22 protein-coding genes and 4 pseudogenes are annotated in these 21,168 nt (G+C 69.5%); 24 read left to right on the top strand and 2 right to left on the bottom strand.

All coding sequences use genetic code 11. The features are described 5' to 3' along the window. Nucleotides 1-29: 29 nt before the first annotated feature. From IEY55_RS25655 to IEY55_RS25605, 11 genes are all read left to right on the top strand, one after another. Nucleotides 30-221 (top strand): hypothetical protein, encoded by a 192-nt coding sequence (locus tag IEY55_RS25655; protein ID WP_189061121.1) that lies wholly within the window; start codon nucleotides 30-32, stop codon nucleotides 219-221. Nucleotides 222-245: 24 nt separating this feature from the next. Next, nucleotides 246-557 (top strand): hypothetical protein, encoded by a 312-nt coding sequence (locus IEY55_RS25650; protein ID WP_189061120.1) that lies wholly within the window; start codon nucleotides 246-248, stop codon nucleotides 555-557. Between the two features lie 206 nt (nucleotides 558-763). Beyond that, nucleotides 764-988: a hypothetical protein gene (locus IEY55_RS25645; protein WP_189061119.1), complete on the top strand. Its 225-nt coding sequence runs from the start codon at nucleotides 764-766 to the stop codon at nucleotides 986-988. Nucleotides 989-990: 2 nt separating this feature from the next. Next, nucleotides 991-4,563, top strand: coding sequence for a transglycosylase SLT domain-containing protein (locus IEY55_RS25640; RefSeq protein WP_189061118.1), 3,573 nt, complete (start codon nucleotides 991-993; stop codon nucleotides 4,561-4,563). 14 nt (nucleotides 4,564-4,577) lie between these two features. After that, nucleotides 4,578-5,315, top strand: a complete 738-nt coding sequence (locus tag IEY55_RS25635; RefSeq protein ID WP_189061117.1) for a hypothetical protein — start codon at nucleotides 4,578-4,580, stop codon at nucleotides 5,313-5,315. A 6-nt stretch (nucleotides 5,316-5,321) separates the two neighbouring features. Further along, entirely contained in the window at nucleotides 5,322-7,343 is a 2,022-nt protein-coding gene (locus IEY55_RS25630; RefSeq protein WP_189061116.1) for a carbohydrate binding domain-containing protein, read from the top strand. An 8-nt stretch (nucleotides 7,344-7,351) separates the two neighbouring features. Beyond that, complete coding sequence (locus IEY55_RS25625; protein ID WP_189061115.1) at nucleotides 7,352-8,458, top strand: DUF5047 domain-containing protein; 1,107 nt, start codon at nucleotides 7,352-7,354, stop codon at nucleotides 8,456-8,458. 12 nt (nucleotides 8,459-8,470) lie between these two features. After that, entirely contained in the window at nucleotides 8,471-8,695 is a 225-nt protein-coding gene (locus IEY55_RS25620; protein ID WP_189061114.1) for a hypothetical protein, read from the top strand. A 37-nt stretch (nucleotides 8,696-8,732) separates the two neighbouring features. Then, nucleotides 8,733-9,029 (top strand): hypothetical protein, encoded by a 297-nt coding sequence (locus IEY55_RS25615; protein WP_189061113.1) that lies wholly within the window; start codon nucleotides 8,733-8,735, stop codon nucleotides 9,027-9,029. Nucleotides 9,030-9,090: 61 nt separating this feature from the next. Then, on the top strand, nucleotides 9,091-9,492 hold the full coding sequence (locus tag IEY55_RS25610) for a hypothetical protein (protein ID WP_189061112.1): 402 nt from the start codon (nucleotides 9,091-9,093) through the stop codon (nucleotides 9,490-9,492). Nucleotides 9,493-9,495: 3 nt separating this feature from the next. Continuing rightward, nucleotides 9,496-10,422: a glycoside hydrolase family 25 protein gene (locus IEY55_RS25605; protein ID WP_189061111.1), complete on the top strand. Its 927-nt coding sequence runs from the start codon at nucleotides 9,496-9,498 to the stop codon at nucleotides 10,420-10,422. Nucleotides 10,423-10,489: 67 nt separating this feature from the next. Here the strand turns inward: IEY55_RS25605 and IEY55_RS25600 are convergent, their stop codons facing one another. After that, complete coding sequence (locus tag IEY55_RS25600) at nucleotides 10,490-11,863, bottom strand: pentapeptide repeat-containing protein (protein ID WP_189061110.1); 1,374 nt, start codon at nucleotides 11,861-11,863, stop codon at nucleotides 10,490-10,492. Nucleotides 11,864-12,002: 139 nt separating this feature from the next. Here IEY55_RS25600 and IEY55_RS25595 point away from each other — a divergent pair, with 139 nt between their 5' ends. Continuing rightward, a complete protein-coding gene (locus tag IEY55_RS25595; RefSeq protein ID WP_189061109.1) occupies nucleotides 12,003-12,221 on the top strand; it encodes a hypothetical protein in 219 nt (72 codons plus the stop codon). A gap of 164 nt (nucleotides 12,222-12,385) precedes the next feature. Beyond that, complete coding sequence (locus IEY55_RS25590; RefSeq protein WP_189061108.1) at nucleotides 12,386-12,649, top strand: hypothetical protein; 264 nt, start codon at nucleotides 12,386-12,388, stop codon at nucleotides 12,647-12,649. A gap of 24 nt (nucleotides 12,650-12,673) precedes the next feature. Here IEY55_RS25590 and IEY55_RS25585 read toward each other — a convergent pair whose 3' ends face one another. Further along, entirely contained in the window at nucleotides 12,674-13,165 is a 492-nt protein-coding gene (locus IEY55_RS25585) for a hypothetical protein (RefSeq protein ID WP_189061107.1), read from the bottom strand. Between the two features lie 277 nt (nucleotides 13,166-13,442). Between IEY55_RS25585 and IEY55_RS25580 the strand changes: the two genes are divergently transcribed. From IEY55_RS25580 to IEY55_RS25540, 11 genes and pseudogenes are all read left to right on the top strand, one after another. Beyond that, a complete protein-coding gene (locus tag IEY55_RS25580; protein WP_189061106.1) occupies nucleotides 13,443-13,802 on the top strand; it encodes a histidine triad nucleotide-binding protein in 360 nt (119 codons plus the stop codon). A 118-nt stretch (nucleotides 13,803-13,920) separates the two neighbouring features. Then, nucleotides 13,921-14,679 (top strand): annotated as a pseudogene (locus tag IEY55_RS32280) (PhoH family protein); the annotation flags it as partial. Next, nucleotides 14,668-15,501, top strand: a pseudogene (locus IEY55_RS32830) (LAGLIDADG family homing endonuclease); the annotation flags it as partial. The pseudogenes IEY55_RS32280 and IEY55_RS32830, both read left to right, overlap by 12 nt. Nucleotides 15,502-15,759: 258 nt before the next feature. Continuing rightward, nucleotides 15,760-16,098, top strand: a pseudogene (locus IEY55_RS32270) (PhoH family protein); the annotation flags it as partial. 87 nt (nucleotides 16,099-16,185) lie between these two features. Then, nucleotides 16,186-16,740: pseudogene (ybeY, locus tag IEY55_RS25570) on the top strand (rRNA maturation RNase YbeY); the annotation flags it as partial. 117 nt (nucleotides 16,741-16,857) lie between these two features. Beyond that, nucleotides 16,858-18,165 carry a hemolysin family protein gene (locus tag IEY55_RS25565; protein ID WP_189061103.1) on the top strand — a complete coding sequence of 436 codons (1,308 nt, stop codon included), beginning with the start codon at nucleotides 16,858-16,860 and terminating at the stop codon, nucleotides 18,163-18,165. Nucleotides 18,166-18,181: 16 nt separating this feature from the next. After that, a complete protein-coding gene (locus IEY55_RS25560) occupies nucleotides 18,182-18,526 on the top strand; it encodes a cytidine deaminase-like protein (RefSeq protein WP_189061102.1) in 345 nt (114 codons plus the stop codon). 67 nt (nucleotides 18,527-18,593) lie between these two features. Further along, nucleotides 18,594-18,941, top strand: coding sequence for a (2Fe-2S) ferredoxin domain-containing protein (locus tag IEY55_RS25555; protein WP_189061101.1), 348 nt, complete (start codon nucleotides 18,594-18,596; stop codon nucleotides 18,939-18,941). Between the two features lie 25 nt (nucleotides 18,942-18,966). After that, nucleotides 18,967-19,875, top strand: a complete 909-nt coding sequence (gene era / locus IEY55_RS25550; protein ID WP_189061100.1) for a GTPase Era — start codon at nucleotides 18,967-18,969, stop codon at nucleotides 19,873-19,875. Nucleotides 19,876-19,977: 102 nt separating this feature from the next. Then, nucleotides 19,978-20,571 carry an RDD family protein gene (locus IEY55_RS25545; RefSeq protein ID WP_189061099.1) on the top strand — a complete coding sequence of 198 codons (594 nt, stop codon included), beginning with the start codon at nucleotides 19,978-19,980 and terminating at the stop codon, nucleotides 20,569-20,571. A gap of 252 nt (nucleotides 20,572-20,823) precedes the next feature. Beyond that, nucleotides 20,824-21,117, top strand: coding sequence for a hypothetical protein (locus IEY55_RS25540; protein WP_189061098.1), 294 nt, complete (start codon nucleotides 20,824-20,826; stop codon nucleotides 21,115-21,117). The last annotated feature ends 51 nt before the right edge of the window (nucleotides 21,118-21,168 follow it).

Raw genomic sequence — 21,168 nt, 5'->3', positions numbered from 1 at the left:
CACCCCACCACCCGGACCGGGAGGCAGCTATGGCGAACACGGTCACGCTCGTCCACCCCGACGGACGCGAGTACACCACCAGCGCCACCAACACCGTAGAGATCAACGACCTGATGTACGGGCAGGGCTACCGCATCCGAGAAGAACCGGTACCGGAAGCGCGTGCGGTGGAGGCAAAGCCCGGCCGGCAGTCCAAGTCGGGCACGACACCCAGCGCGTAACGCATCCACCACCCGGAGGCAGATGTGGGGAAAACCTACAAGTTTGACCGCTACGTCCAGGAAGCGAAGGCCGAGCCGTTCGTGCTTGACGCCGGTGACGTCGAGATCGTCATCCAGCCTCCCGACGGTGAGACGGTTCTGGAAATCGAGCAGTGTGGCAGCACCCGAGTCATGCTGGAGCTGATGTGCGGAGACCAGTTCGACGCCGTCTATGAACTCGTACGGTCCCAGCCAGCCAGTGTGCTCAGGGACTTGAGCCTGGACATGGCTCGGCACTTCAGTATCGCTCCTGACCAGGCACCGCCGGGGGGTTTGCGGGCCTCGTCGCGACGATAGAACGCTTCGGCGAGGCCATCGAGTACGACCTCCACGCCCACCTCGGCCTGGACCTCCTCGACTTCTTCCGAGGAGTCCACCCGTGGGCCAAGCTTTACCGGCTGCTCGGCCAGCTGCCCCGGCACAGCCGCTACTGGGCGGCGGTCTACGACGACGAGGAGACGGTCGCCCAGCTCCGCGACCGCATCAAGACCACCCCAGCCCGGATGGGCTTGGACCAGTGGTCACGTACCGAGGAACTCCTCACCTACGTTGTGGAGGAGATCCGCAACCTCCGGGCCGTCACCATCGCCGCGCACTCCGAACGCGGCAGAGTCCCCCGGGTGCAGCCGCTGCCACGACCGAAAACCGCACTTGAGCGCCTGGAAGAGCGCGAGGCCATGGAAATCCACCGCTCGATCGTGCGGCAGGTGCTGCCCAATAGGGGGTGACCGTGGCTGAGGAGTTCAGGTCCGGCACCGCCTACGTCCAGGTCCTGCCCAGCATCAAGGGCTGGCACCGGACGCTGCAACGTGAGCTGGCCCAGCAGAACGTGCATGCCACTGTCGACATGCGCCCCACGCTCAACAAGCAGGCAGCGCGGGCTGTGCAGCAGGACGTCGAATCCCTCGCCGACAAAGTGGCTGCGGCTCGGGCCAAGGAGGCCGACGCCACTGGCAAGGTGCGGGTAGCCGAGGAACGTCTCGCCCAGGTGCGGAAATCGGGCAAGGCGACCGCGGCGCAGGTGGCGGCCGCCGAGGAACGTCTGGGGTCGGCACGGCGGGGGTTGGAGGCCGCGCAGCGGGCCACGACTCGTGCCACGAAGGCTCAGGAGGAGGCGCAGCGGAAGAACGCTGAGGCGCAGCGCGAGATGGAGTCCGCGAGTCGGCGGAGCGTCACGGCGCTGGCGCAGCTGAAGCGCTTTCTTGACCTCGATCTGAAGGTCGAGCTGGACACGAAGTCTGCTCTCACAAAGATCGCCCAGCTGTCGGTGGCGACCGGACAGTTGGGTGCCCGCTCACTGGGTATTGCGGGCCTGGCCCAGTCGATGGTGTCTCTCGGGGCGGCTGTTGCTCCTGCGGCGGGGGCGCTGGGGCTGCTGCCTGCGGTGGGGCTTGCGGCCGGGGCTGCCATGGGCACGCTCACCCTCGGCCTGCAGGGGTTTGGGGACGCGCTCAGCAACCTCGACGACCCGGAGAAGTTTGCTGAGGCTGTCGGCAAGCTTGCCCCCGCTGCCCGGGAAGCGGCTGTTGCGATCCGCGCCGTCGCCCCTGCGTGGCGAGACCTGCAGAAGCAGGTCCAGCAGGCGCTGTTCGAGGGTGTCGCGATGGACATCCGCGACCTGTCTGGTGCGTATCTGCCCGTGCTGAGAACACAGCTGGTCGGGATGGCCAGCGATATGCGTGCTGCGGCGGCGAGCACCACACAGGTTCTGCTGTCCCCACAGTCTCTCGACGACACCAACACCGGCCTGGCGAACACCCGGGAAGCGTTCGCCAACCTCCTGGGTGCCGTCGCTCCCCTCGTTGCGGCATTCCGGGACGTCGCCGTTGTGGGCAGCGATTTCCTCCCTGGCCTCACTTTCGGCGCTGGGGAGGCGGCCCAGTCCGTCGCCGACATGGTCGCCCGGATGCGGGAAAGCGGCGAGCTACACAACATCATGTCGCAGGGCCTGTCCGTGCTCGGACAGCTGGGCAGCATCGCCGGGAACGTCGGATCGATCCTGTTTTCGGTGTTCTCCGCCGCCTCCGAATCCGGCGTGAACCTCCTCACCGTCCTGGAGCAGGGAACCGGTTCGCTCGCAGGGTTTTTCCGTTCTGCGGAGGGTGCCCAGCTGCTCCTCACCGTGTTCGGTGCGATCCGTGAGGCGCTTCAGGCCGCCTCTCCACTCGTCGGGGCACTGGCACAGACGCTGGCCACCACGGTGCTGCCCGCTGCCGCGCAGATGCTTCCCCTGGTGGGGCAGGCGCTGGGCGCGCTGGCTCCAGCAGTTGAGCCCTTGGGTCAGGCACTGGCTTCGCTGGCCCCGGTGGTCGGGATCGTGGCCCAGGCCCTCGCGGCGGTGCTGGTGCCCGCGGTGGAGGCCCTCGTCCCGGTGGTGACCACGCTGGCCGGCCCGCTCGGCGAAATCGTGGGTCTCCTCGGCGGCGCCCTCGGCGCTGCGATCGTGGTGGTCGCGCCAGCGCTGTCCTCTTTCGCCACCATGGTGGCGCAGATTCTCGTGGCGGCGCTGACGGCTCTCCAGCCGGTGCTCGGGGTGGCCGTTGACGCGCTGGAGATGTTCACGCCGGTGCTGTCTCAGGTTGGTATGGCTATCGGCCGGATGCTCATCACGGCAATTCAGACGCTCGCTCCCCTGGTTCCGCCGCTGGCGTCGGCGTTCCTGCAGGTGCTCGCATCGCTACTGCCGCTCATCCCGGTCGCCCTCAAACTGATCACCGCGATCGTGACCCCGCTGCTTGGCTTGCTGCCCACCCTCGCCCCGCTGATCATCACGATCGCCACCGCTTTCGGTCAGGTCCTGCCGCCCCTGGTTGAGGTCGTCGCGACTTTGGCCGACGCGCTGCTACCGGTGATCACCGAGCTGATGCCCGTGGTGACCACTGTGTTCGGCGTGGTGGCCAGCGTGGTCAGCAGCGTGCTGAACGGCGTGGTCGTGCCGCTGCTGGTCGGCCTCGTGATCCCTGCGGTACAGAAGTTCGCCGACATCGTCCGCTGGGCCGTCCACAACGTGATCCTGCCGGTCTGGCGGGCGCTGTCCGCAGGCCTGTCCTGGGTGTGGGAGACCGTGATCGTGCCGGTGTTCGACGCGATCAAGTTTGGGGTCGGTGCCGTAGGCGACGCGTTCAACAAGGCGGTGGACTTCATCCGACAGGTCTGGGGCAAGATCAAGGAGATCGCTGCGAAGCCGGTGAACTTCGTGATCGAGTGGGTGTACAACAAGGGCATCCGCGTGCTGTGGAACGAGATCGCAGACTTCCTCGGCTTGGGCAAGCTTCCCGAGGTGCAGCCGGTCAAGTTCGCACGCGGTGGCGTCGTGCCCGGCTACGCGCCCCGCCGTGACGTGGTCCCTGCCCTGCTCAGTCCCGGGGAAGGGGTGCTCGTCCCGGAGGCGACTCGGGCGCTCGGCCCCGGGTTTGTTGACTGGGCGAACTCCTACTTCCGCAGCGGTAGCAGCAGCGGGTCGGCGTTCGCTCAGGGTGGGATCGTGCATCGGTTCGCCGACGGCGGCATCGTCGACACGATCTTGTCTGTCGTCGGCGACATCGGCCAGGAGGTCATCGACCTGGTGCGCAACCCTGTCGGCTGGGTCAAGTCCCGCATCGGGATGGGTGACTCGCGCTGGATCGACATGCTGGCCAACGTCCCCAAGGTGCTACTGGACAAGACGATCAGCTTCTTCAAGAGCAAGATCGGTAGCCTGTTCGGTGGCGGGAATGGCGGCCCGGCACCGAGCGGCCAGCTTGCGACCTGGATCCGTGCCGCGATCGCGGTCTCCGGGGTTCCTGCCTCGTGGTTCGGCCCGCTGCACACGCTGATCATGCGGGAGTCCGGGGGCAATCCCAGAGCCCAGAACAACTGGGACATCAACGCCAGGCGCGGCGACCCGTCACGGGGTTTGATGCAGACCATCGGCGCCACGTTCCGCGCCTACCGCGACCCGCGGCTGCCGGACGACATCTTCAACCCGCTGAGCAACATCGTCGCCGGCATCCGCTACATCCTCGCCCGCTACGGCAGCATCTTCAACGTCCAGCAGGCCGTCGGCGCCACACCTCAGGGCTACGACTCCGGTGGCTGGCTCCCACCCGGCGTCACCCTGGCCTACAACGGCACCCGCCGTCCCGAGCCGGTGCTCACGCCGGAGCAGTGGCGGGCCCTGGCGAACCGGGACAACCTCGTCGGCCTGGAAATCGCCGGCCGTCTCGAACTGGGCGACGACGGGTTCGCCCGACTCGTCGACGGCCGCATCGTTGCCGCACACGAGCGCCTCGGGACCGCGATCGCGTCCCGGTCCCGCATCTGAGCCTGGAGGCACCTGTGGTCTACGAGTACCGCCAGCCGCGCGACTACACGTACGGGACGCTGTCGACCGCGGCGGCGGTGTCGGACACCTCGTTGTCCGCCAACATGTTCGCTGGCCTCGGCACTGGATACAGCAGCGCCCTGTACTTGCCGTTGGTGCTGCACGATCCGTCCCTGGAACAGTACGAGATTGTGTGGGTCACCGCCCACAGCTCGGGATCGCAGACGGTGACGGTGGTGCGGGGCCGGGAGGGCACCACGGCCCGGTCGTGGCCAGCCGGCACGCAGATTCTGAGCGCACCGACGGTTCGGGACACGCTGCTCGCAACGACCCGTACCGCGCTCCCGAGCGATGGCGCCGTCGGGACGCGGGCTGCCCTGTCAGATGAGGGTGTGACGGTCGAGCGGCTGGTGAGCGGCGCGTGGGGGCCCAGCGTCGGCGTTGCCATGCCGTCCGAGGTCGGACCGAACATGTTCGGCACGAATCCGGGCGCCAACCGGACGATCGTCATGCGGGCGGGCCAGTTCAGCGGCACCACCGATGCGGACGGCAATGTGTTGGTGGTGTACCGGCAGCCGTTTCCCACTGCCACCCTCGCGATTGTCTGCACCTCTACCGCCTACGCGGGGATCGGCCCGTACGTGTGTTGGGGCACCACGGCCACCGATGCCGGGATCACGGTGTACAACGGGTCGACGACGCGATTGGCCAATACCGCTGTCACGTTCCTGTACCTCGCGCTCGGCTGGTGAGCTGCGGTGGGCTACACCCGTGACGCTTGGGCCCGCGGCGTCTACGCCGCAACCAGCGACCCCACCAGTACGACACCCGGTCAGCTGCCGCCCCCGATCCCCGGCTCCACCGGATTTTCCTTCTCCGTCCAATCCGGAACCGGGCCGTGGGCGTATCGCGGCTGGACCGCCGGGGGCGTCCCGCTGGCGTACCTGGGCGGCGGCGTGCTGCTGACGCCCCTGGCCGGGGCGGGCGTGATGCGGGTGGCCGCGTGGTGGCCGGACGCGCAGGCGGTGCAGGTCGTCCGACTGACACCGGACGGATCACGGAGGGGAGTACGTGGCGCCTACCCCCTGGCCGTGACCGAGCCGACCCGCCGCAACGCCGTCACCAACCCCGGGGTGGAGGCGGGACTCAACGGTTACGTGCCCGGCACTGGAAACCCGACCCTCACCCGACCCACGACGATCACCACCCTCGCCCCGGCGGGCACTGACCGGCGCAACCTCGCCACGAACCCGTCGCTGGAGGTCTCGGCGTCCGGCTGGTCCGAGTACAACACCAACGGCACCGTCGCCCGGGCGGCGATGACGACCCCGAGCGTCGGTGTCGCCAGCGCCGGCTCCTACGGGCTGCGGGTGACCTGCACGACGACCGGCGACGCGGGCGCCTCGCACACCGTCACCTCCGGAATCGTGCCCGGCGAGTCCTACACCGCCTCCGCCTACGTGCAGCCCTCGACCACCCGCGATGTGCGCCTCGAGCTGCAGTGGCGGCAGGGTGGACCGACCGGGACGGTGCTGGCCACGGACACCGACACCACCCCGGCGGTCCCTGCCGGGGAGTGGACGCGGGTGGAGACCACCCGGATCGCCCCGACTGGGGCGGACACGCTGATCGTGTCGGTGGTGCTGCTCGCCGCCGCGGTCAACGACCTGCTCGACGTGGACGCGGTGCTGGCGGAACAGGCCGCAAGTGGTGCTGCCGCCGAGCCCTACTTCGACGGGGACGCCCCCGGCGGGACGTGGTCGGGCACAGTCGGCGAGTCCAGCAGCACCCTGACCGTCGTCGCGAGTGTGCCGGGCGGAAGCTACACGCTGCGCGCCACGATCGCGGCGGCCGGCACCTGTGAACTGACCATCCCGACCGACGCGATCACCGGTACGGAACCCGTCACGGTGGCGCTGGACCTGCAGGTGCCGGACCTACCCACCGCGGTGACCGTGACGCTCGGCTGGACGGATTCGGCCGGCGCACCGCTGACCTCCTCGACCGCCAGCCTCGATGCGGACGCCCGAGCCGCGGTCGTGGACCAGTACAGTCGCCACGCCGTGGTACTAACGCCGCCAGCAGGCGCAGCGTCGACCGGAAGCCTCAAGCTCACCGTGGACGGCTTGCCCGCGGGCGGCACCGTCGAACTCGACCAAGTCACCATGGAGTCGGGCGTCACCGACGGCTCCGTCATCGACGGCGCCATGGTGGGCGGCACGTGGACCGGCACACCGCACCTGTCGGCCTCACTACTCGCACCTGTACTGCAGGTCGACGACGGCGAATGCCCCCTCGACGTGCCGATGCGGTACGAGGTTTACCACCCGGCACTGACCGGAGGCCGGGTGCGATCCGATCCAGCGACGCTGGACTCGCGAGGCCAGACGTGGCTCACGCACCCCGCCACACCGGACGCGCCGCGGGCGTGCGTACCGACCACACCGCCGCAGCTGACCCGAGCTGTGGAGCAGGGCGTGTTCCGAACGCTGGGCCGGAAAGCGCCTGTTGTCATCTCCGGCACCCGCTCCACGCCGTCCGGGACGTTGGAGCTGGGCGCCTTGTCGTGGGCGGAGCGGGACGTCCTGTTGGCGATGCTCGAGGACGGCTCCCCGCTGTTGATGCGGGCCCCCGCGGAGTACGGCTATGGGCCGGGCTGGTGGATCGCGGTCGGCGACGTCGGCGAGGATCCCCAGGGCCGCACGGTATGGCAGCAGACCCGGATCCTCAGCGTGCCGTTCCAGGTGGTTGACGGCCCCGACCCCGCCGTGGCGGCGTAGGGGGCGCGATGTGGCCGCTGCCTACCAGGGCGCAGCAGGTGCTGGTGCAGTCTCACGCGGTCACCGCTCGTGCCACCGCGTACGGTCCCTACGGCACCATGGAGCTTCCGGTGGCCGGCGGCCAGGTCACAGCGGATGCCCGTTCCCAGGTGCGGCGCACCGCCATCCTGGAAACTGATCCGCGGCTGTGGCCCCGCGACCCCCGGGGAGTGCTCGCCCCCTACGGCACCGAAATCCAGGTCGACTACGGCATCGTCCTGCTCGGCGGGACTGTTGAGTGGGTGCCGTTGATCCGCGGCCGGCTGGCCGAATCCAGTCGGCAACGCCCCGTTCCCCGTTCGGGAACCTTGTCGCTGGAGTTGGAGGATCGCTCCGCCACGGTCGCGGAAGACCGGTTGACCGCGCCAACACAGACCCTCTCCGGCGCGCTGGTCACCGACGAAATCCGTCGACTGATCCAGGACTCGCTCGGAGCGAGCGTCGCCGTGGTCGACCAGACCGGATCCACTCGGGTGGCCTCGGTGATGGAGATCGAACGGGAGCGCTGGGCTGACGGCGTTGAGAAGCTCGCCGACGCGATCGGCGCCGAGGTGTTCTTCGACCCGCAGGGAGTCGGCGTGATCCGGCCGCAGCCGACCCTGAACGACCCCGTCGTGTGGGTCATCTCCACCGGGGAGACCGGCATCCTCGTCTCCAGCACCGAGACGATGACCCGGGAGGGCGTCTACAACGGCGTCACCGCATCGGGCCAGCGCTCCGACGGCACCCCACCCGTGTCGGCGACCGTGTGGGACGACGACCCGGGCAGCCCCACCTACTACCAGGGGCCGTTCGGGCGGAAGGTCCGCTTCTACTCCTCACCACAACTGACCACGACGGCCCACTGCCAGACCACCGCCGCAGCCCTGTTGGCCAGAGTTCGCGGCGGCAACGCCCAGGTCACCCTGTCTGAGATCACCAACCCAGCGTTGGAGCCCGGCGACGTGATCCTGCTGCGCGACCTGCAGGCCGCGACGGTGCAGGCCCACATCCTCGACCGGGTCGTCACCCCCTTGTCCCCGCGGGAAGCCCAGACGCTGGAAAACCGCTCCCTCGACCTACCCCCGGAGCAGTAGCAGGGAGGCCAGGTGCGTCCCGAGCACGCGATCGAGCAGAGGCTGACCGAGATCCGTGACGGACTGGTCCGCGTCGGCACCGTCTCCGGAACCAGCGGCACCCACGTCATCGTCGCCGTCGACGGCGCAAACCTCACCCTGCCCCGCCTTGCCAGCTACACCCCCAGCACCGGAGACGTCGTGCAGATCCTCGCGGTTCGACCCGGCGCGTGGTTCGTCCTCGGCAAGATCGCCTAAAGAAGGAAGTACATCCATGCCAGCCAGCCTGTCCGAAATGGACTACCTCGCCGGGCGTCCGGAGTTCGTTGCCCGTGTCCGTGCTGCCACCGTCAAGGCTGCGGTCGCCGTGGGCGCGGAGGCCGACGACGGTACCGAGCATCGCCGTCTGCGCCGGGCGCTGTCGGTCAACGTGCTACAGGAGCCCGAGAGCTGGTCATCACGCTTCGCACGCGCGGTCGCCACCAGCGCGGCGATTGAGATCGACAGCCTCGACAGCGAGATCGAGTTCAGCGTGAACTCGGTATGGAACTCCGTCGCGGGCGCCGGAGCCGAGCCAGCACCCGCCGCGTAAACGGCACAACGCTGGCGACCTCCGGCAGCACGACGGCCGCCATCAACCACGGGGAGAAGCGATGGCCGACCACCTGTGGACACTCGCCGGCATGCTGGCCTCGGCCCTGTTCAGCGCCGGCGGGCTCGCAGCCCTGCTGACCGTACGCGGCCAGCAACGCCGCCACATCTCAGAAGCACGCAAAGCGCAGGAGGACGCCGATCGCGCCGACGCTGAGTCTCGCCGGATCCTCAGCGAGGCCAGTCTGGCGCTTCTGGAGCCGCTGCACGCTCGCGCTGCCGAGCTGGAAGCCAAGCTGCGCGCCGCACAGGAACGGGCTACCGATCTGGAACTTCGGCTGCAACAGGCCCAGGCCGAAGCGTGGGAACTCCGCACACAGGTGGACCGCATGTCCAAGGACCTCGACATCCTCCGTGCCGAGAACGAACGACTCCGTGCCTCACGCGACCGGAATCGGGGGTGACACGTGCTGTTCGGCGTCGACGTATCCAACCATCAGCGACATTTCGACTTTCACCGAGCGCGGGCGGAGGGCTACGACTTCGCCATCCTCAAGTGCTCGGAAGGCAGCACCTTCCGGGACGGCATGTTCCACACCCACCTTCGCAACGCCCGCGCAGCCGGGATAATGGTGGCCGCCTACCACTACCAACGCAGCGCCCCCGCCTCCGCCCAAGCTGACCTCATCGTCTCCATGGTGCCGCGCGAGGTGTCCGTCGCCGTGGACGTCGAGGAGGGCTCCGGCGGGGTCAACATCACCCGAGCCCTCATCACCGAACTCCAGCACCGCGGCTACCGCGTGCCCCTGCTGTACCTACCCCGCTGGTACTGGGACCGCCTCGGCCGACCCAGCCTCGCCGGTCTCCCACCGCTGTGGGCGTCCTGGTACCCGGACAACACGGTCCGCCACGGCGAGACCGGACTGGCGCTGATCCCCGAACACGTATGGAACGGCTACGGCGGGCTCGACGTCGTGCTACTCCAGTTCACCTCCTCCGGCGCGGTCGCGGACCACCCGCAGGGCCGGATCGACCTCAACGCCTACCGCGGCAGCCACGAGCAGTGCGCCGTACTCCTGGGAGGAACCGACGACATGTTCACCGACGACGACCGTCGCCGCCTGGTCGAGCTGTACGAGTGGTGGCAACACGGCATCGAGGGCATCCGCCACGCCGGCGACCACTACCTCCACCTGGTACGAACCTCAGAGAGGGCGGCCGCCCTCCAGGCCGCAGTCGCCGGCCTCACCCCGACCGACCCGGCCGCCGTGGCTCAGGCCCTCCGACCCGAACTCAGCGAGGTCATTCGCGAGGTCCTCGGCGAGGACAACACCGCCACCGCCGACCGGATCGTCGACAAGCTCGCCGAACGACTGGGCCGGGTCCCACAATAGCCACGCCGGACACACTCCATTCCAGAACCACAGTCGCAGGAACACGATGGCATACCAAGGCAACAGCTCAGCCATCGGTTGCCGGGGCACTCTCTCCAGAAACTTCTTCTCGCTCCGACACCTTGACAAGATAGCCCCAGACCCCCTTCACGCTGTCATGTCTGCCTGCGTCCGGGGAACCGGGCTCCTGCACTGACCAGCCTTCCGGCCACACACGAGCCACGGCTTCGTCAACGTCTATCCACGCCATAGCGCCTTCCAGATCGACAGGCGCCTGCACGTTACTGAAATCGACGATCCCGCTGAACTGGGCACCACCGAACCAGGCGTTTCCGCTGAACTGGGCACCACCGAACCAGGCGTTTCCGCTGAACTGGGCACCACCGAACGAGGCTTCTCCGCTGAACTGGGCACCACCGAACGAGGCTTCTCCGCTGAACTGGACACCACCGAGGTCGAGGCGTTGTGTTCGGCAGTGGTTCAGATTCATGTTGACGAGTGTGGCTTTGGTGAGGTTGAGCGAAATCCCGTCCCAAAACGTCGCCACGGGTCGTTGGTGGGGGCCGGGGCGGAGGTGTCGGGTGAGGATGTCCTGGGCCGCCAGCCTCACCTGCAGCTCCTCCACCCGTGCACCCCTCTGGTCACTTCCGCTGAGATCATCTCGCCCAGAGGTAGGACGCAGACAGGGGACGCGTGTCTTGCCCGGACGAACCGGAAAGGGAAGCCCGAAGCGGCGTGTCGTGCCTTCGTGGGGTGGGGTGTAGGGCATGCGCAGGTAGGCGCAGATCACGTCGACGATCGTCTGCCGGTGGCTCGGGTTGTTCTGCGCCAACCGCTCCAACGCATACAACCCACCAAGCCGCACCGGGGCCTTGTCCGAGCCGAGTTGCTCAACCGCCTTGGTGTACAGCTCGGTGATGCGCCGCTCGGTGGCGTCGTCCTCGTTGTGGGCCTGGGTGCGTTCGCTCAGCCATTGCTTGCGGGCCGCCAGCAGCAGCGCGACCCCACCCCCAGTACCGGCGCCCACCGTGAGAGCGGTCCGCATGGCCTCGATGCGCGCCCGGCTCGGATCAGCCGCACCAGCTGCTTCAGTGAGCAGCCAGTGGGCAGCCCACCAGGTGGTGCCCATGACCAGAGCGACCCCGAACAAGACCATCCACCAGCGCATCACCCGAATCGGCGGGCGCTCGTCGACCAGTTCTGGCTCGTCCTGCCGCTTCCTGTGGAGGCGGGTCCGCACCACGACGGCGACCACCCCGACCACGCTGAGCACGAGCAGATGTGCGGACAACGGCCGTCCCCACACCCAGCGGGCCAGCGCTGGCCAGTCCACGAACTGCCACCAGCGCTCCACCGCCACCAGCAGCACGGCCACGCTTACTGCTGCGAGCACCGCATCAGGTCGGCGTAGCCGCAGCAGACCGCGCAGTCGATCTCTCATACGTCCTCTGTCGCGCTCCGCTGTTCCGGCGCTACACCCCGCGACAACTGTGTGCGGAACTGCGGAAGCGCCACGCCGACCACATCGACAGTTCAGTTCCGAAAGCAACCGGTCGCTGGAAGTCCCTTGAGGAGGACCCGTGCCCACTACGAGCGACGTGAAATCCCGCGCGCTGCGCACCCTCGCCCAGAACCTGCTGTTCGACGTCCTGCTGGCCGTCGTGGTCGTCGTCCTCCCACTCGTGCAGGATGAGAAGGTCGACTACCACCTCATCCTCGGATCCGCAGCCAAGACGGCGTTCGTCACAGCGCTGGCCTTCCTCCAACGGACCCTCGAGGCACGCCGCACGACCACCTGACCTGCCCGCCGTTCCCTTCGGCGAGCCGCGTCCACACCTGGTGGCGGGCGTGGACCACACGGCGCCCCTCGCGCTCCCGCCCCTTCCCCGGGTGTTGAGCGCGAGGGGCCGTCTTTACATTCTGCCGACGTGCGTCCCCGGAGTGCTCGGTTCACGATGGACTCGTGACGATGCGAGAGCACCGCAACCGGCGCGACGCCGAACGACTCCACGCTGCCGCGGCGAAGCTCCGTGACACGACTACCCAAGACGGGTATGCGGGCCTTTCCCGACCCGAGGTCCGCTACGCGGTTGCCGAGTTGCTCGACGCCGTCGCCCGCTCCATCGACACGGTCGGGCACGATGTCCGCCTCGCGGCGACGGGTATCGCCGACTACGCCCTGGCACCGTCGACCGGAGTCGAAAACATCTGGACACGTCGAGACTGAGCAGACGCTCCGACTAACCGAACGTCAGCCCGAGATCGGCCCCTTGAAGTGCAGCCGGTTCGTGGTCGGCTCCTGCCCCACGTTCGCGTACACCTCCAGCACCAGCTCAGTCGCGTCTGCTGGCACCCGGAACTTCTGCTTGATCGTCACACTCTCCCCAGGCAGCACCGGCGGAACCGGACTTCCCTCGGCGATCGGCGGCGCCTCGACCGCGCCGACCCGCCCGGAGAAGCTGACTCTGGCTGGACCGGTCGCCTTGTTGCCCGCGAGGACCTCGGCCACCACGTACCGCGACCCCTCGGGCGCGGGCTCTTCGACCGGCTTCGGCTGCGAGACCTGAAGGTAGACGCCGGAGCTGTTGCCGCCCTCACCCCAGGACAGGACGCTGGCTGCCACAGCAGCAGAGGGGGAGGGGCTCGGTGGCGCGGCTGTAGTCGGGGAGGTCGCAGTCGGTGGTTCCTGGCCTCCGCAGGCGGCGAGCAGGAGGGCGAGGATGGGGAGGGCGAGACGTCGCACAGGGGCCTCCTGAAAGCAGTCGTTGCTCTCACCGTGTCTCTGCTGTGTCGCTCTGTGTTACAGGTCACGACGAGTCGTCGCCCGAGTGGGGCTCTAGGACAGAACGTATCGATGTTGACGACGCAGCAATCCGCAAGATCAAACCCAGGTTTTGCCCAGCCAATATGATCGAACACCCCTGCCGCCCAGCGACGCCCAACGTCACACCGGGGCAGCCTGACCTGCGCATAGCGTCGCCCCTGACGCTCACGTTGATCGAACTGAGTAGCCTGCGAGCATGAGCGCGCGCGCCGACTGCCTGTTCTGCCGCATCGTGGCCGGCGAGATCCCCGCCACGATCGTGCACTCCAACGACGTCACGGTCGCCTTCCGCGACATCAACCCGCAGGCCCCGACCCACGTCCTGGTCGTGCCCCGCGAGCACCACGCCAACGCCGCCGCCCTGGCCGAGGAGTCCCCCGAGCTGCTGGTCGAGGTGATGCGCGCCGGTGCCGCCGTCGCCGAGCGGGAAGGCATCGCCGACTCCGGCTACCGCCTGCTGTTCAACACCGGCCCCGACGCCGGCCAGACCGTCTTCCACGCCCACCTGCACGTGATCGGCGGCGAGCCGCTGGGCGGGATGGCACAGGTCGGCTGAGCGTCCGCCGCGCCGCGGCCCGGGTATCCGGCTGTGTCGAGCCGGTCGGGACGGTTAGCATCGAAGCAGGACATGGAGGACGACCGCGCGCACGCGCAGAAAGCAGGCCCGAGAGCAGGTGGCCGCTACGGCACCGGGTGGAGCCGCCCGATCTGGACCAGGCCAGCACGGAACGCAGAACGGATCGGCCGACGAGGCGGCGGCCCCACACGGGCCGGCGCAGTCGAGGATCGCGGTACCCGGGGCCGCCGTGCTGTCGCTGCTCGGCTCCCGTGACGAGAACCTGCGCGTCGCCGAGGACCTCCTGGTCGCCGACGTGCACGTGCGCGGCAACGAGATCACCCTCTCCGGCGAGCCCGCCGACGTGGCCTTTGCCGAGCGGGTCTTCGCCGAGCTGGTCACCCTGGCCGGGCGTGGCCAGGAGATCGGTCCGGACACCGTCCGCCGCACCGTCTCCATGCTCTCCGCCGGCACGAACGAGTCTCCGGCCGAGGTGCTCAGCCTGGACATCCTGTCCCGGCGCGGCCGCACCATCCGACCCAAGACGCTCAACCAGAAGCGCTACGTCGACGCGATCGACCGGCACACCGTCGTCTTCGGGATCGGTCCGGCCGGCACCGGCAAGACCTACCTGGCGATGGCCAAGGCCGTGCAGGCGTTGCAGGCCAAGCAGGTCAACCGGATCATCCTCACCCGCCCCGCGGTGGAGGCCGGCGAGCGGCTGGGCTACCTGCCGGGCACGCTCTACGAGAAGATCGACCCCTACCTGCGGCCGCTCTACGACGCGCTGCACGACATGGTGGACCCGGAGTCGATCCCCCGCCTCACCCAGGCCGGCACCATCGAGATCGCGCCGCTGGCCTACATGCGGGGTCGGGCCCAACCGGTCTTCACCAAGGTCCTCACCCCGGAGGGCTTCCGGCCCATCGGCGAGCTGCGGGTCGGCGACCTGGTCATCGGTTCGAACGGCGAGCCGACCGTGGTCCTCGGGGTGTATCCCCAGGGAGGGAAGGACATCTACCGCGTCACTGCCCAGGACGGTGCGTCGACGCTGTGCTGCGGTGATCACCTCTGGACCGTCAGAACGGCCGCGGACAAGCGTCGCGATCGGCCGTGGCGAGTCCTCGAGACCAAGGAGATGATCGGCAACCTCCGTGCTGCGCACGCCCGGCGGTACGAGCTGCCGTTGCTGACCGCACCGGTCTGCCACCCCGAGCGTGCGGTCCCCATGGATCCCTACGCCTTGGGCCTGCTGCTCGGCGACGGCTGTCTGACGGGTTCGACGACCCCCTCCTTCGCCACCAGGGACTGGGAGCTCGCGCTCGCCCTCGAGACGGTGCTGCCGGGGATGGAGGTGCGCCGGAAGGACCGGGTGAACTACACCCTGAACCGGGTGCGTGAGCCGGGTGAGGTCGTCACGCTGGAGAATCCGGTCACCGGGGCACTTCGCGGTCTGGGCCTGCTGGGCGCACGATCGCATTCGAAGTTCGTCCCGGAGGTCTATCTCCGCAACTCCGCCGAGGTTCGCCTCGGGGTCCTGCAGGGGCTGCTGGACTCCGACGGTGGGCCGGTCACCCAACGCGACCGCACCTGCCGCGTCCAGTACACGACAACGTCACCCCGGCTGAAGGACGACGTGATCCGTCTCGTCCGATCGCTGGGCGGCGTCGCGTACGTGCGTCGCCGCGGGGCCGACGGTCGGAAACCCGGGTGGGCAAACGGCCGTGCGGTCAGTTATCGCCATGACGCGTACATCATCGACATCCGACTTCCGGCGGGCGTCGAGCCCTTCCGGCTGGACCGCAAGCGGCGGAAGTACCACGCGGCGGGTGGCGGGGGACGACCGATGCGGTTCATCGACAGCATCGAGCCCGCCGGCCGGACGGAGGCGGTGTGTATCCAGGTGGCGGCAGCGGACTCGCTCTATGTCACCGAGGACTACCTGCTGACCCACAACACCCTCAATGACGCGTTCATCATCCTGGACGAGGCACAGAACACCACGCCGGAACAGATGAAGATGTTTCTGACCCGGCTGGGCTTCGGCTCCAAGATCGTGGTTACCGGCGACATCACCCAGATCGACCTGCCCAACGGGCAGGCGTCCGGGCTGCGCGTGGTGCAGGAGATCCTCTCCACAGTGGACGATGTGCACTTCGCCGAGCTGACCAGCACCGACGTCGTGCGACACCGGCTGGTGGGGGACATCGTGGACGCCTACGCGCGATGGGACGCCGGCCGGGAGGACGGGCGGACCCCCCGGGGCCGCAAGGCTCGCCCCAACGCCCGTCGCTAGCGGCGGGCCGTGCGGATTTTCCCGACAGGGCAAGTGATTCCGGCCCGCCGAGGCCGGTGAGGATCGCAGCGGAACGAACGGGACGACGTGAGCATCGAGATCGCCAACGAGTCCGGGGTGTCGGTCGACGAGGCGTCGATCGTCGCCGTGGCCCGCTACGCACTGGACCGGATGGGCGTGAGCCCGCTGGCCGAGCTGAGCGTGCTGCTGGTGGACCTGGACGTGATGGCCGACCTGCACGAGCGGTGGATGGACCTGCCCGGCCCCACCGACGTGATGGCCTTCCCCATGGACGAGCTGGACTCGGCGCGCCGGCCGGACGCGGCCGGCCTGGGCCCGGCCCTGCTCGGCGACATCGTGCTGTGCCCGGCGTTCGCCCGCGAGCAGGCGCGCAAGGCCGGCCACCCGCTGTTGGACGAGCTGCACCTGCTCACCGTGCACGGGGTGCTGCACCTGCTCGGCTACGACCATGCCGAGCCCGCCGAGGAACGCGAGATGTTCTCGCTGCAGAACCGGGTCCTGGCCGACTACCGCACGGCCCGTACCGAGGCGGAGCGGCTGGCCGTGCAGCGCAGTGTCGACGACCGCGTGCTCGGCGCCGTCGGCCTGACCGGGCCCGAGACGCAGACCGACGCCGGGACCGAGGCAGGTCCGGACGGTGCGCCGGGCCGCGCCGAGGCAACCGACCAAGGGGCACCGCCGGAACCGGGCCGGGAGGACACCCCGCGCGACGGAAACTCCGGCTGAGGCGGGCCGGAAGTGGTCGGTTCGGCGGCGTTGCTGGTGTTCGCGGTGGTGCTGGTGCTCGCCGCGGGCGCCTTCGCCGCCGCGGACGCCGCACTCGGCGCGATCTCCCGCGCCCGGGTGGAGGAGCTGGTGCGGCAGTACCGGGCCGGCGCCCGGCAGCTCGCCCAGGTGGTCGCCGACCGCCCCCGGCACGTCAACCTGCTCCTCCTGCTGCGGCTGGGCTGTGAGCTGGCCGCCACCGTGCTGGTCACCGTCGTCGCGCTGAGCTGGATCGACCCGGACTGGCTGGCGTTGCTGTCGGCCGGGCTGATCATGCTGGTCGTCTCCTACGTGCTGGTCGGTGTCGGGCCGCGCACGGTCGGCCGGCAGCACCCCTACGGTGTCGGCCTGGTGGCCGCCGGGCCGGTGCGGATCCTGGCCGGGTTGCTCGGGCCGCTGACCCGGCTGCTGATCCTGGTCGGTAACGCCATCACCCCCGGCCGCGGCTTCCGCGAGGGCCCGTTCTCCTCCGAGGTGGAGCTGCGCGAGCTGGTCGACATGGCCCAGGAACGCGGCGTTGTCGCGGCCGGCGAGCGGGAGATGATCCACTCGGTGTTCGAGCTGGGCGACACCATCGCCCGCGAGGTGATGGTGCCGCGCACCGAACTGGTGTGGATCGAGCAGCACAAGTCGGTCCGGCAGGCGCTGGCGCTGTGCCTGCGCTCCGGATTCTCCCGCATCCCGGTGATCGGCGAGAGCGTCGACGACATCGTCGGTGTGGTGAACCTCAAGGACCTGGTGCGGGTGGCGGTCGAGATCGGCGACTTCGAGGCCCTGCGCGAGCGCGGGCCCACGGTCGGCGAGGTGATGCGCCCCGCCAGCTTCGTGCCCGACACCAAGCGGTTGGACGAGCTCCTGCGCGAGATGCAGCTCTCCCGCAGCCACATGGCGATCCTGGTCGACGAGTACGGCGGCACCGCGGGCCTGCTCACCATCGAGGACATTGTGGAGGAGATCGTCGGTGAGATCACCGACGAGTACGACCGGGAGGAGCGGCCGCCCGTGGAGCGGCTGGCCGAGGGGTCGGTGCGGGTGAGCGCCCGACTGCCCGTGGCCGACCTGGACACGGTGTTCCACACCGAGCTCGCCAACGACGACGTGGACACCGTGGGCGGGCTGCTCGCCCAACGGCTCGGCCGGGTGCCGCTGCCCGGCGCCGAGGCCGAGATCGCCGGACTGCGGATGCGCGCCGAGGGCGGCAAGGACGCCCGTGGCCGGATGCGGATCACGACGGTTCTCATCCGCCGGGCCGGCGGGCCGGAAGAGGATCGCGGTACGTAGGAGAGGAGCTTCCCGCGTGGCTGAGCCAGCAACCCTGGATCCGGAGGACGCCAAGATCGTGACCCTGGCGCGGTCGGCACGCGCCCGGACCGGCGCCGACGAGGGTGCGGCCGTACGCGACACCGACGGCCGCACCTACGCGGCCTGCACGGTGGCGTTGCCGTCGCTGCGCCTGACCGCCCTGCAGGCCGCGGTGGCGGCCGCGGTCGCCAGCGGCGCCGAGGGCCTGGAGGCCGCCGCCGTGGTGACCGACGCCGGCCAGATCGACGGCGCTTCCCTGGACGCCGTGCGCGACCTGGCCACCGACGCCCCGGTCTACCGGGCCGACGCGGCCGGGCAGATCCTCGACACCGTGCGCTGATCCCACGCCGTGTCCGTGATCACCGGTACGGCCGGTTCGATGACCACGACGACTAGGCTGGCCCGTCGTGGCTGGTGACGTCGTCCGGGTGACCGTGTGCCGGGGATGTTGTTGTGGCACCAGACGAAAGCACCCGGATGTCGACCATGACTGGCAGTTGGAACGGCTGCGTGCGATCACCGGGTCCGTCGGACGTCGGGTGGAGGTACGCACCTCGGACTGCCTGGATGCCTGCGAGCAGTCGAACGTGGTGGTCGTGCACTGCAGCGGCGGCAAGCCGCACTGGTTCGGCTTCGTCCTGTCCGACGCCGCGCTCGACGACCTGGAGGGCTGGCTCGCCGCGGGCGGACCCGGGGCGGCACCGGTACCGGACACCCTGGACCTGCACCGGCTGACCCCGCCCCGCCAGCGCTGACCGGGTCACCAGGGACAATGGGGCCATGACCAGCACGCCTGACGGGTTCCGGTCCGGGTTCTCCTGCTTCGTGGGCCGCCCCAACGCCGGCAAGTCGACGCTGACCAACGCCCTCGTCGGGTCGAAGGTCGCGATCACCTCCAGCAAGCCGCAGACGACCCGGCACACCATCCGGGGCATCGTGCACCGGCCGGACGCACAACTGGTCATCGTGGACACCCCCGGGCTGCACCGGCCCCGCACCCTGCTCGGGCAGCGCCTCAACGACCTGGTCCGGGAGACCTGGTCGGAGGTGGACGTGGTCGGCTTCTGCGTGCCCGCGGACCAGACGGTCGGCCCCGGCGACCGGTTCATCGCCGCCGAGCTGGCCAAGGTCGCCAAGCGCACGCCGGTGGTCGGCATCATCACCAAGACCGACCTGGTTCCGCGTGACCGGGTGGCCGAGCAGCTCCTGGCGCTGCAGGACGTGATGGACTTCGCCGAGCTGGTCCCGGTGTCGGCGGTGGACGGCTTCCAGGTGGGGCTGCTGAGCGACCTGCTGGTCCAGCGCCTGCCCGAGGGCATGCCGTTGTATCCCGAGGGCGAGCTGACCGACGAGCCGGAGGCCACCCTGGTCGCCGAGCTGATCCGGGAGGCGGCGCTGGAGGGCGTGGAGGCCGAGCTACCGCACTCCATCGCGGTCGTCGTCGAGGAGATGAGACCGCGCGAGGACCGCGACGACCTCATCGACGTGCACGCCAACATCTTCATCGAGCGCCCGAGCCAGAAGCCGATCGTCATCGGCCGCGGCGGGGAACGGTTGCGCCAGGTGGGCACCAAGGCACGTGGGCACATCGAACGCCTGCTGGGCAGCCGCATCTATCTGGACCTCCACGTGAAGGTGGCAAAGGAGTGGCAGCGCGATCCCAAGCAGCTACGCCGCCTCGGTTTCTGAGATCCTGGCGACGGTGATCACGCAGCGACTCCCACCCGGCGCACGCCGTGATCCACCGGCAATCCCCAGTACCCCGTCGACGTACTCACCGCAGGAGTTTCGTTGAACACGCCCCACGGCCGACCGCCGCAACCGCCGCGGGGCTGGCGTGGACCCGCCGCCGGCCCCTCCGGCACCCTGCCCAACTTCCCGATGGACCAGCTCGGCCCGGCGCCGGGCGGGTACCCCCCACCGCCCGAGCCCCGGTACGGGCCACCACCGACCGCCCGACCGGCCACCGTTGGCCAGCGCGTGGTCGCCAGGCTGGTCGACGGCGTGGTCGTCGCCGCGCCGTCGACGCTGCTGTTGTTCCTGCTGAACTCGTGGACACCCACACTGGGCCAGGCGTTGTTCCTACTGCCGTTCTTCATGCTCGTGATCGGCGGCGCCTACGAGGTGACGATGCTGACCGAGGCGGGCGGCGCCACGCTCGGCAAGCGGATGACCGGGATCGCGGTCGTCCGCGCGGACGCCGAGCCCCTCGACACCCGTACCGCCGTGGTGCGGTGGGGCTCGGTCTACGGCGGGCTGCTGATCCCGTTCATCGGGACCCTGTTCACCGTCCTGATGGTGCTGTCGCCGTTCTTCGACAAGAGCGGGCGCTACCGCGGTTGGTACGACCGGGCGGCGCACACGCTCGTCGTGGCCACGAGATGAGTGAGGAGGCGGCGCGGTCGGGCCGCGCCGCCCACCTGCCGCCGCTGAGAGCACGTTGGGAAACCCTGCCCCCGAATCTCTACGACTTGGTCTCCGTATGTCCGGATAGGGCGCGGCGAGCGAATCTTGTCGGGTCGGCTCCCACCGGATCCCGGAATGGGTTACCTTCTCCGCCGCGTGACCGGACACCGGCGACACGGTGCCGGTCGCGTCCCGTGTCGGCGCAGGTTTCCATGATGCTGGGGGTCCCCCGTGAGCACGCCCTACGGCCCGCCTTCCTACCCGCCGCCCGGTGACCGGCAGCCCGAACCCGGCGGGCCCGGGTTCGCACCGCAGCCCGGTCACCCCGGCCAGCCCGGGGCCACCCCCTACGGCACCCCGCCCCCCGGCTTCCCGGCGCCGCCACCGGGCCAGCCCGCCACCGGGCCGCAGCCCGCGCGGCCGGCCCCAGGCCAGTACCCGGCCGGGCAGCCGGGTGTGGCGCCCCAACCCGGATACGGTCAGCCGGCGCAGCCCGGTTACGGCCAGCCCGTCGGGACTGTCTGATTAGCGGTGGATCGCCTGGAGATGGCAGGTTGGCTCGACTGACCTGCCAGG

Origin of the sequence: Longimycelium tulufanense, from assembly GCF_014645795.1 — a bacterium.
GTDB lineage: Bacteria > Actinomycetota > Actinomycetes > Mycobacteriales > Pseudonocardiaceae > Longimycelium > Longimycelium tulufanense.
This window is presented reverse-complemented; position numbering and strand designations above follow the sequence as displayed.

Excerpts from the sequence above, each read along its gene's own strand:
- IEY55_RS25615 (WP_189061113.1), top strand. The coding sequence starts at position 8,733 with ATGGACTACCTCGCCGGGCGTCCGGAGTTCGTTGCCCGTGTCCGTGCT.
- IEY55_RS25610 (WP_189061112.1), top strand. The coding sequence starts at position 9,091 with ATGGCCGACCACCTGTGGACACTCGCCGGCATGCTGGCCTCGGCCCTG.
- IEY55_RS25625 (WP_189061115.1), top strand. The coding sequence starts at position 7,352 with ATGTGGCCGCTGCCTACCAGGGCGCAGCAGGTGCTGGTGCAGTCTCAC.
- era (WP_189061100.1), top strand. The coding sequence starts at position 18,967 with ATGACCAGCACGCCTGACGGGTTCCGGTCCGGGTTCTCCTGCTTCGTG.
- IEY55_RS25580 (WP_189061106.1), top strand. The coding sequence starts at position 13,443 with ATGAGCGCGCGCGCCGACTGCCTGTTCTGCCGCATCGTGGCCGGCGAG.
- IEY55_RS25645 (WP_189061119.1), top strand. The coding sequence starts at position 764 with ATGGGCTTGGACCAGTGGTCACGTACCGAGGAACTCCTCACCTACGTT.
- IEY55_RS25600 (WP_189061110.1), bottom strand. The coding sequence starts at position 11,863 with ATGAGAGATCGACTGCGCGGTCTGCTGCGGCTACGCCGACCTGATGCG.
- IEY55_RS25655 (WP_189061121.1), top strand. The coding sequence starts at position 30 with ATGGCGAACACGGTCACGCTCGTCCACCCCGACGGACGCGAGTACACC.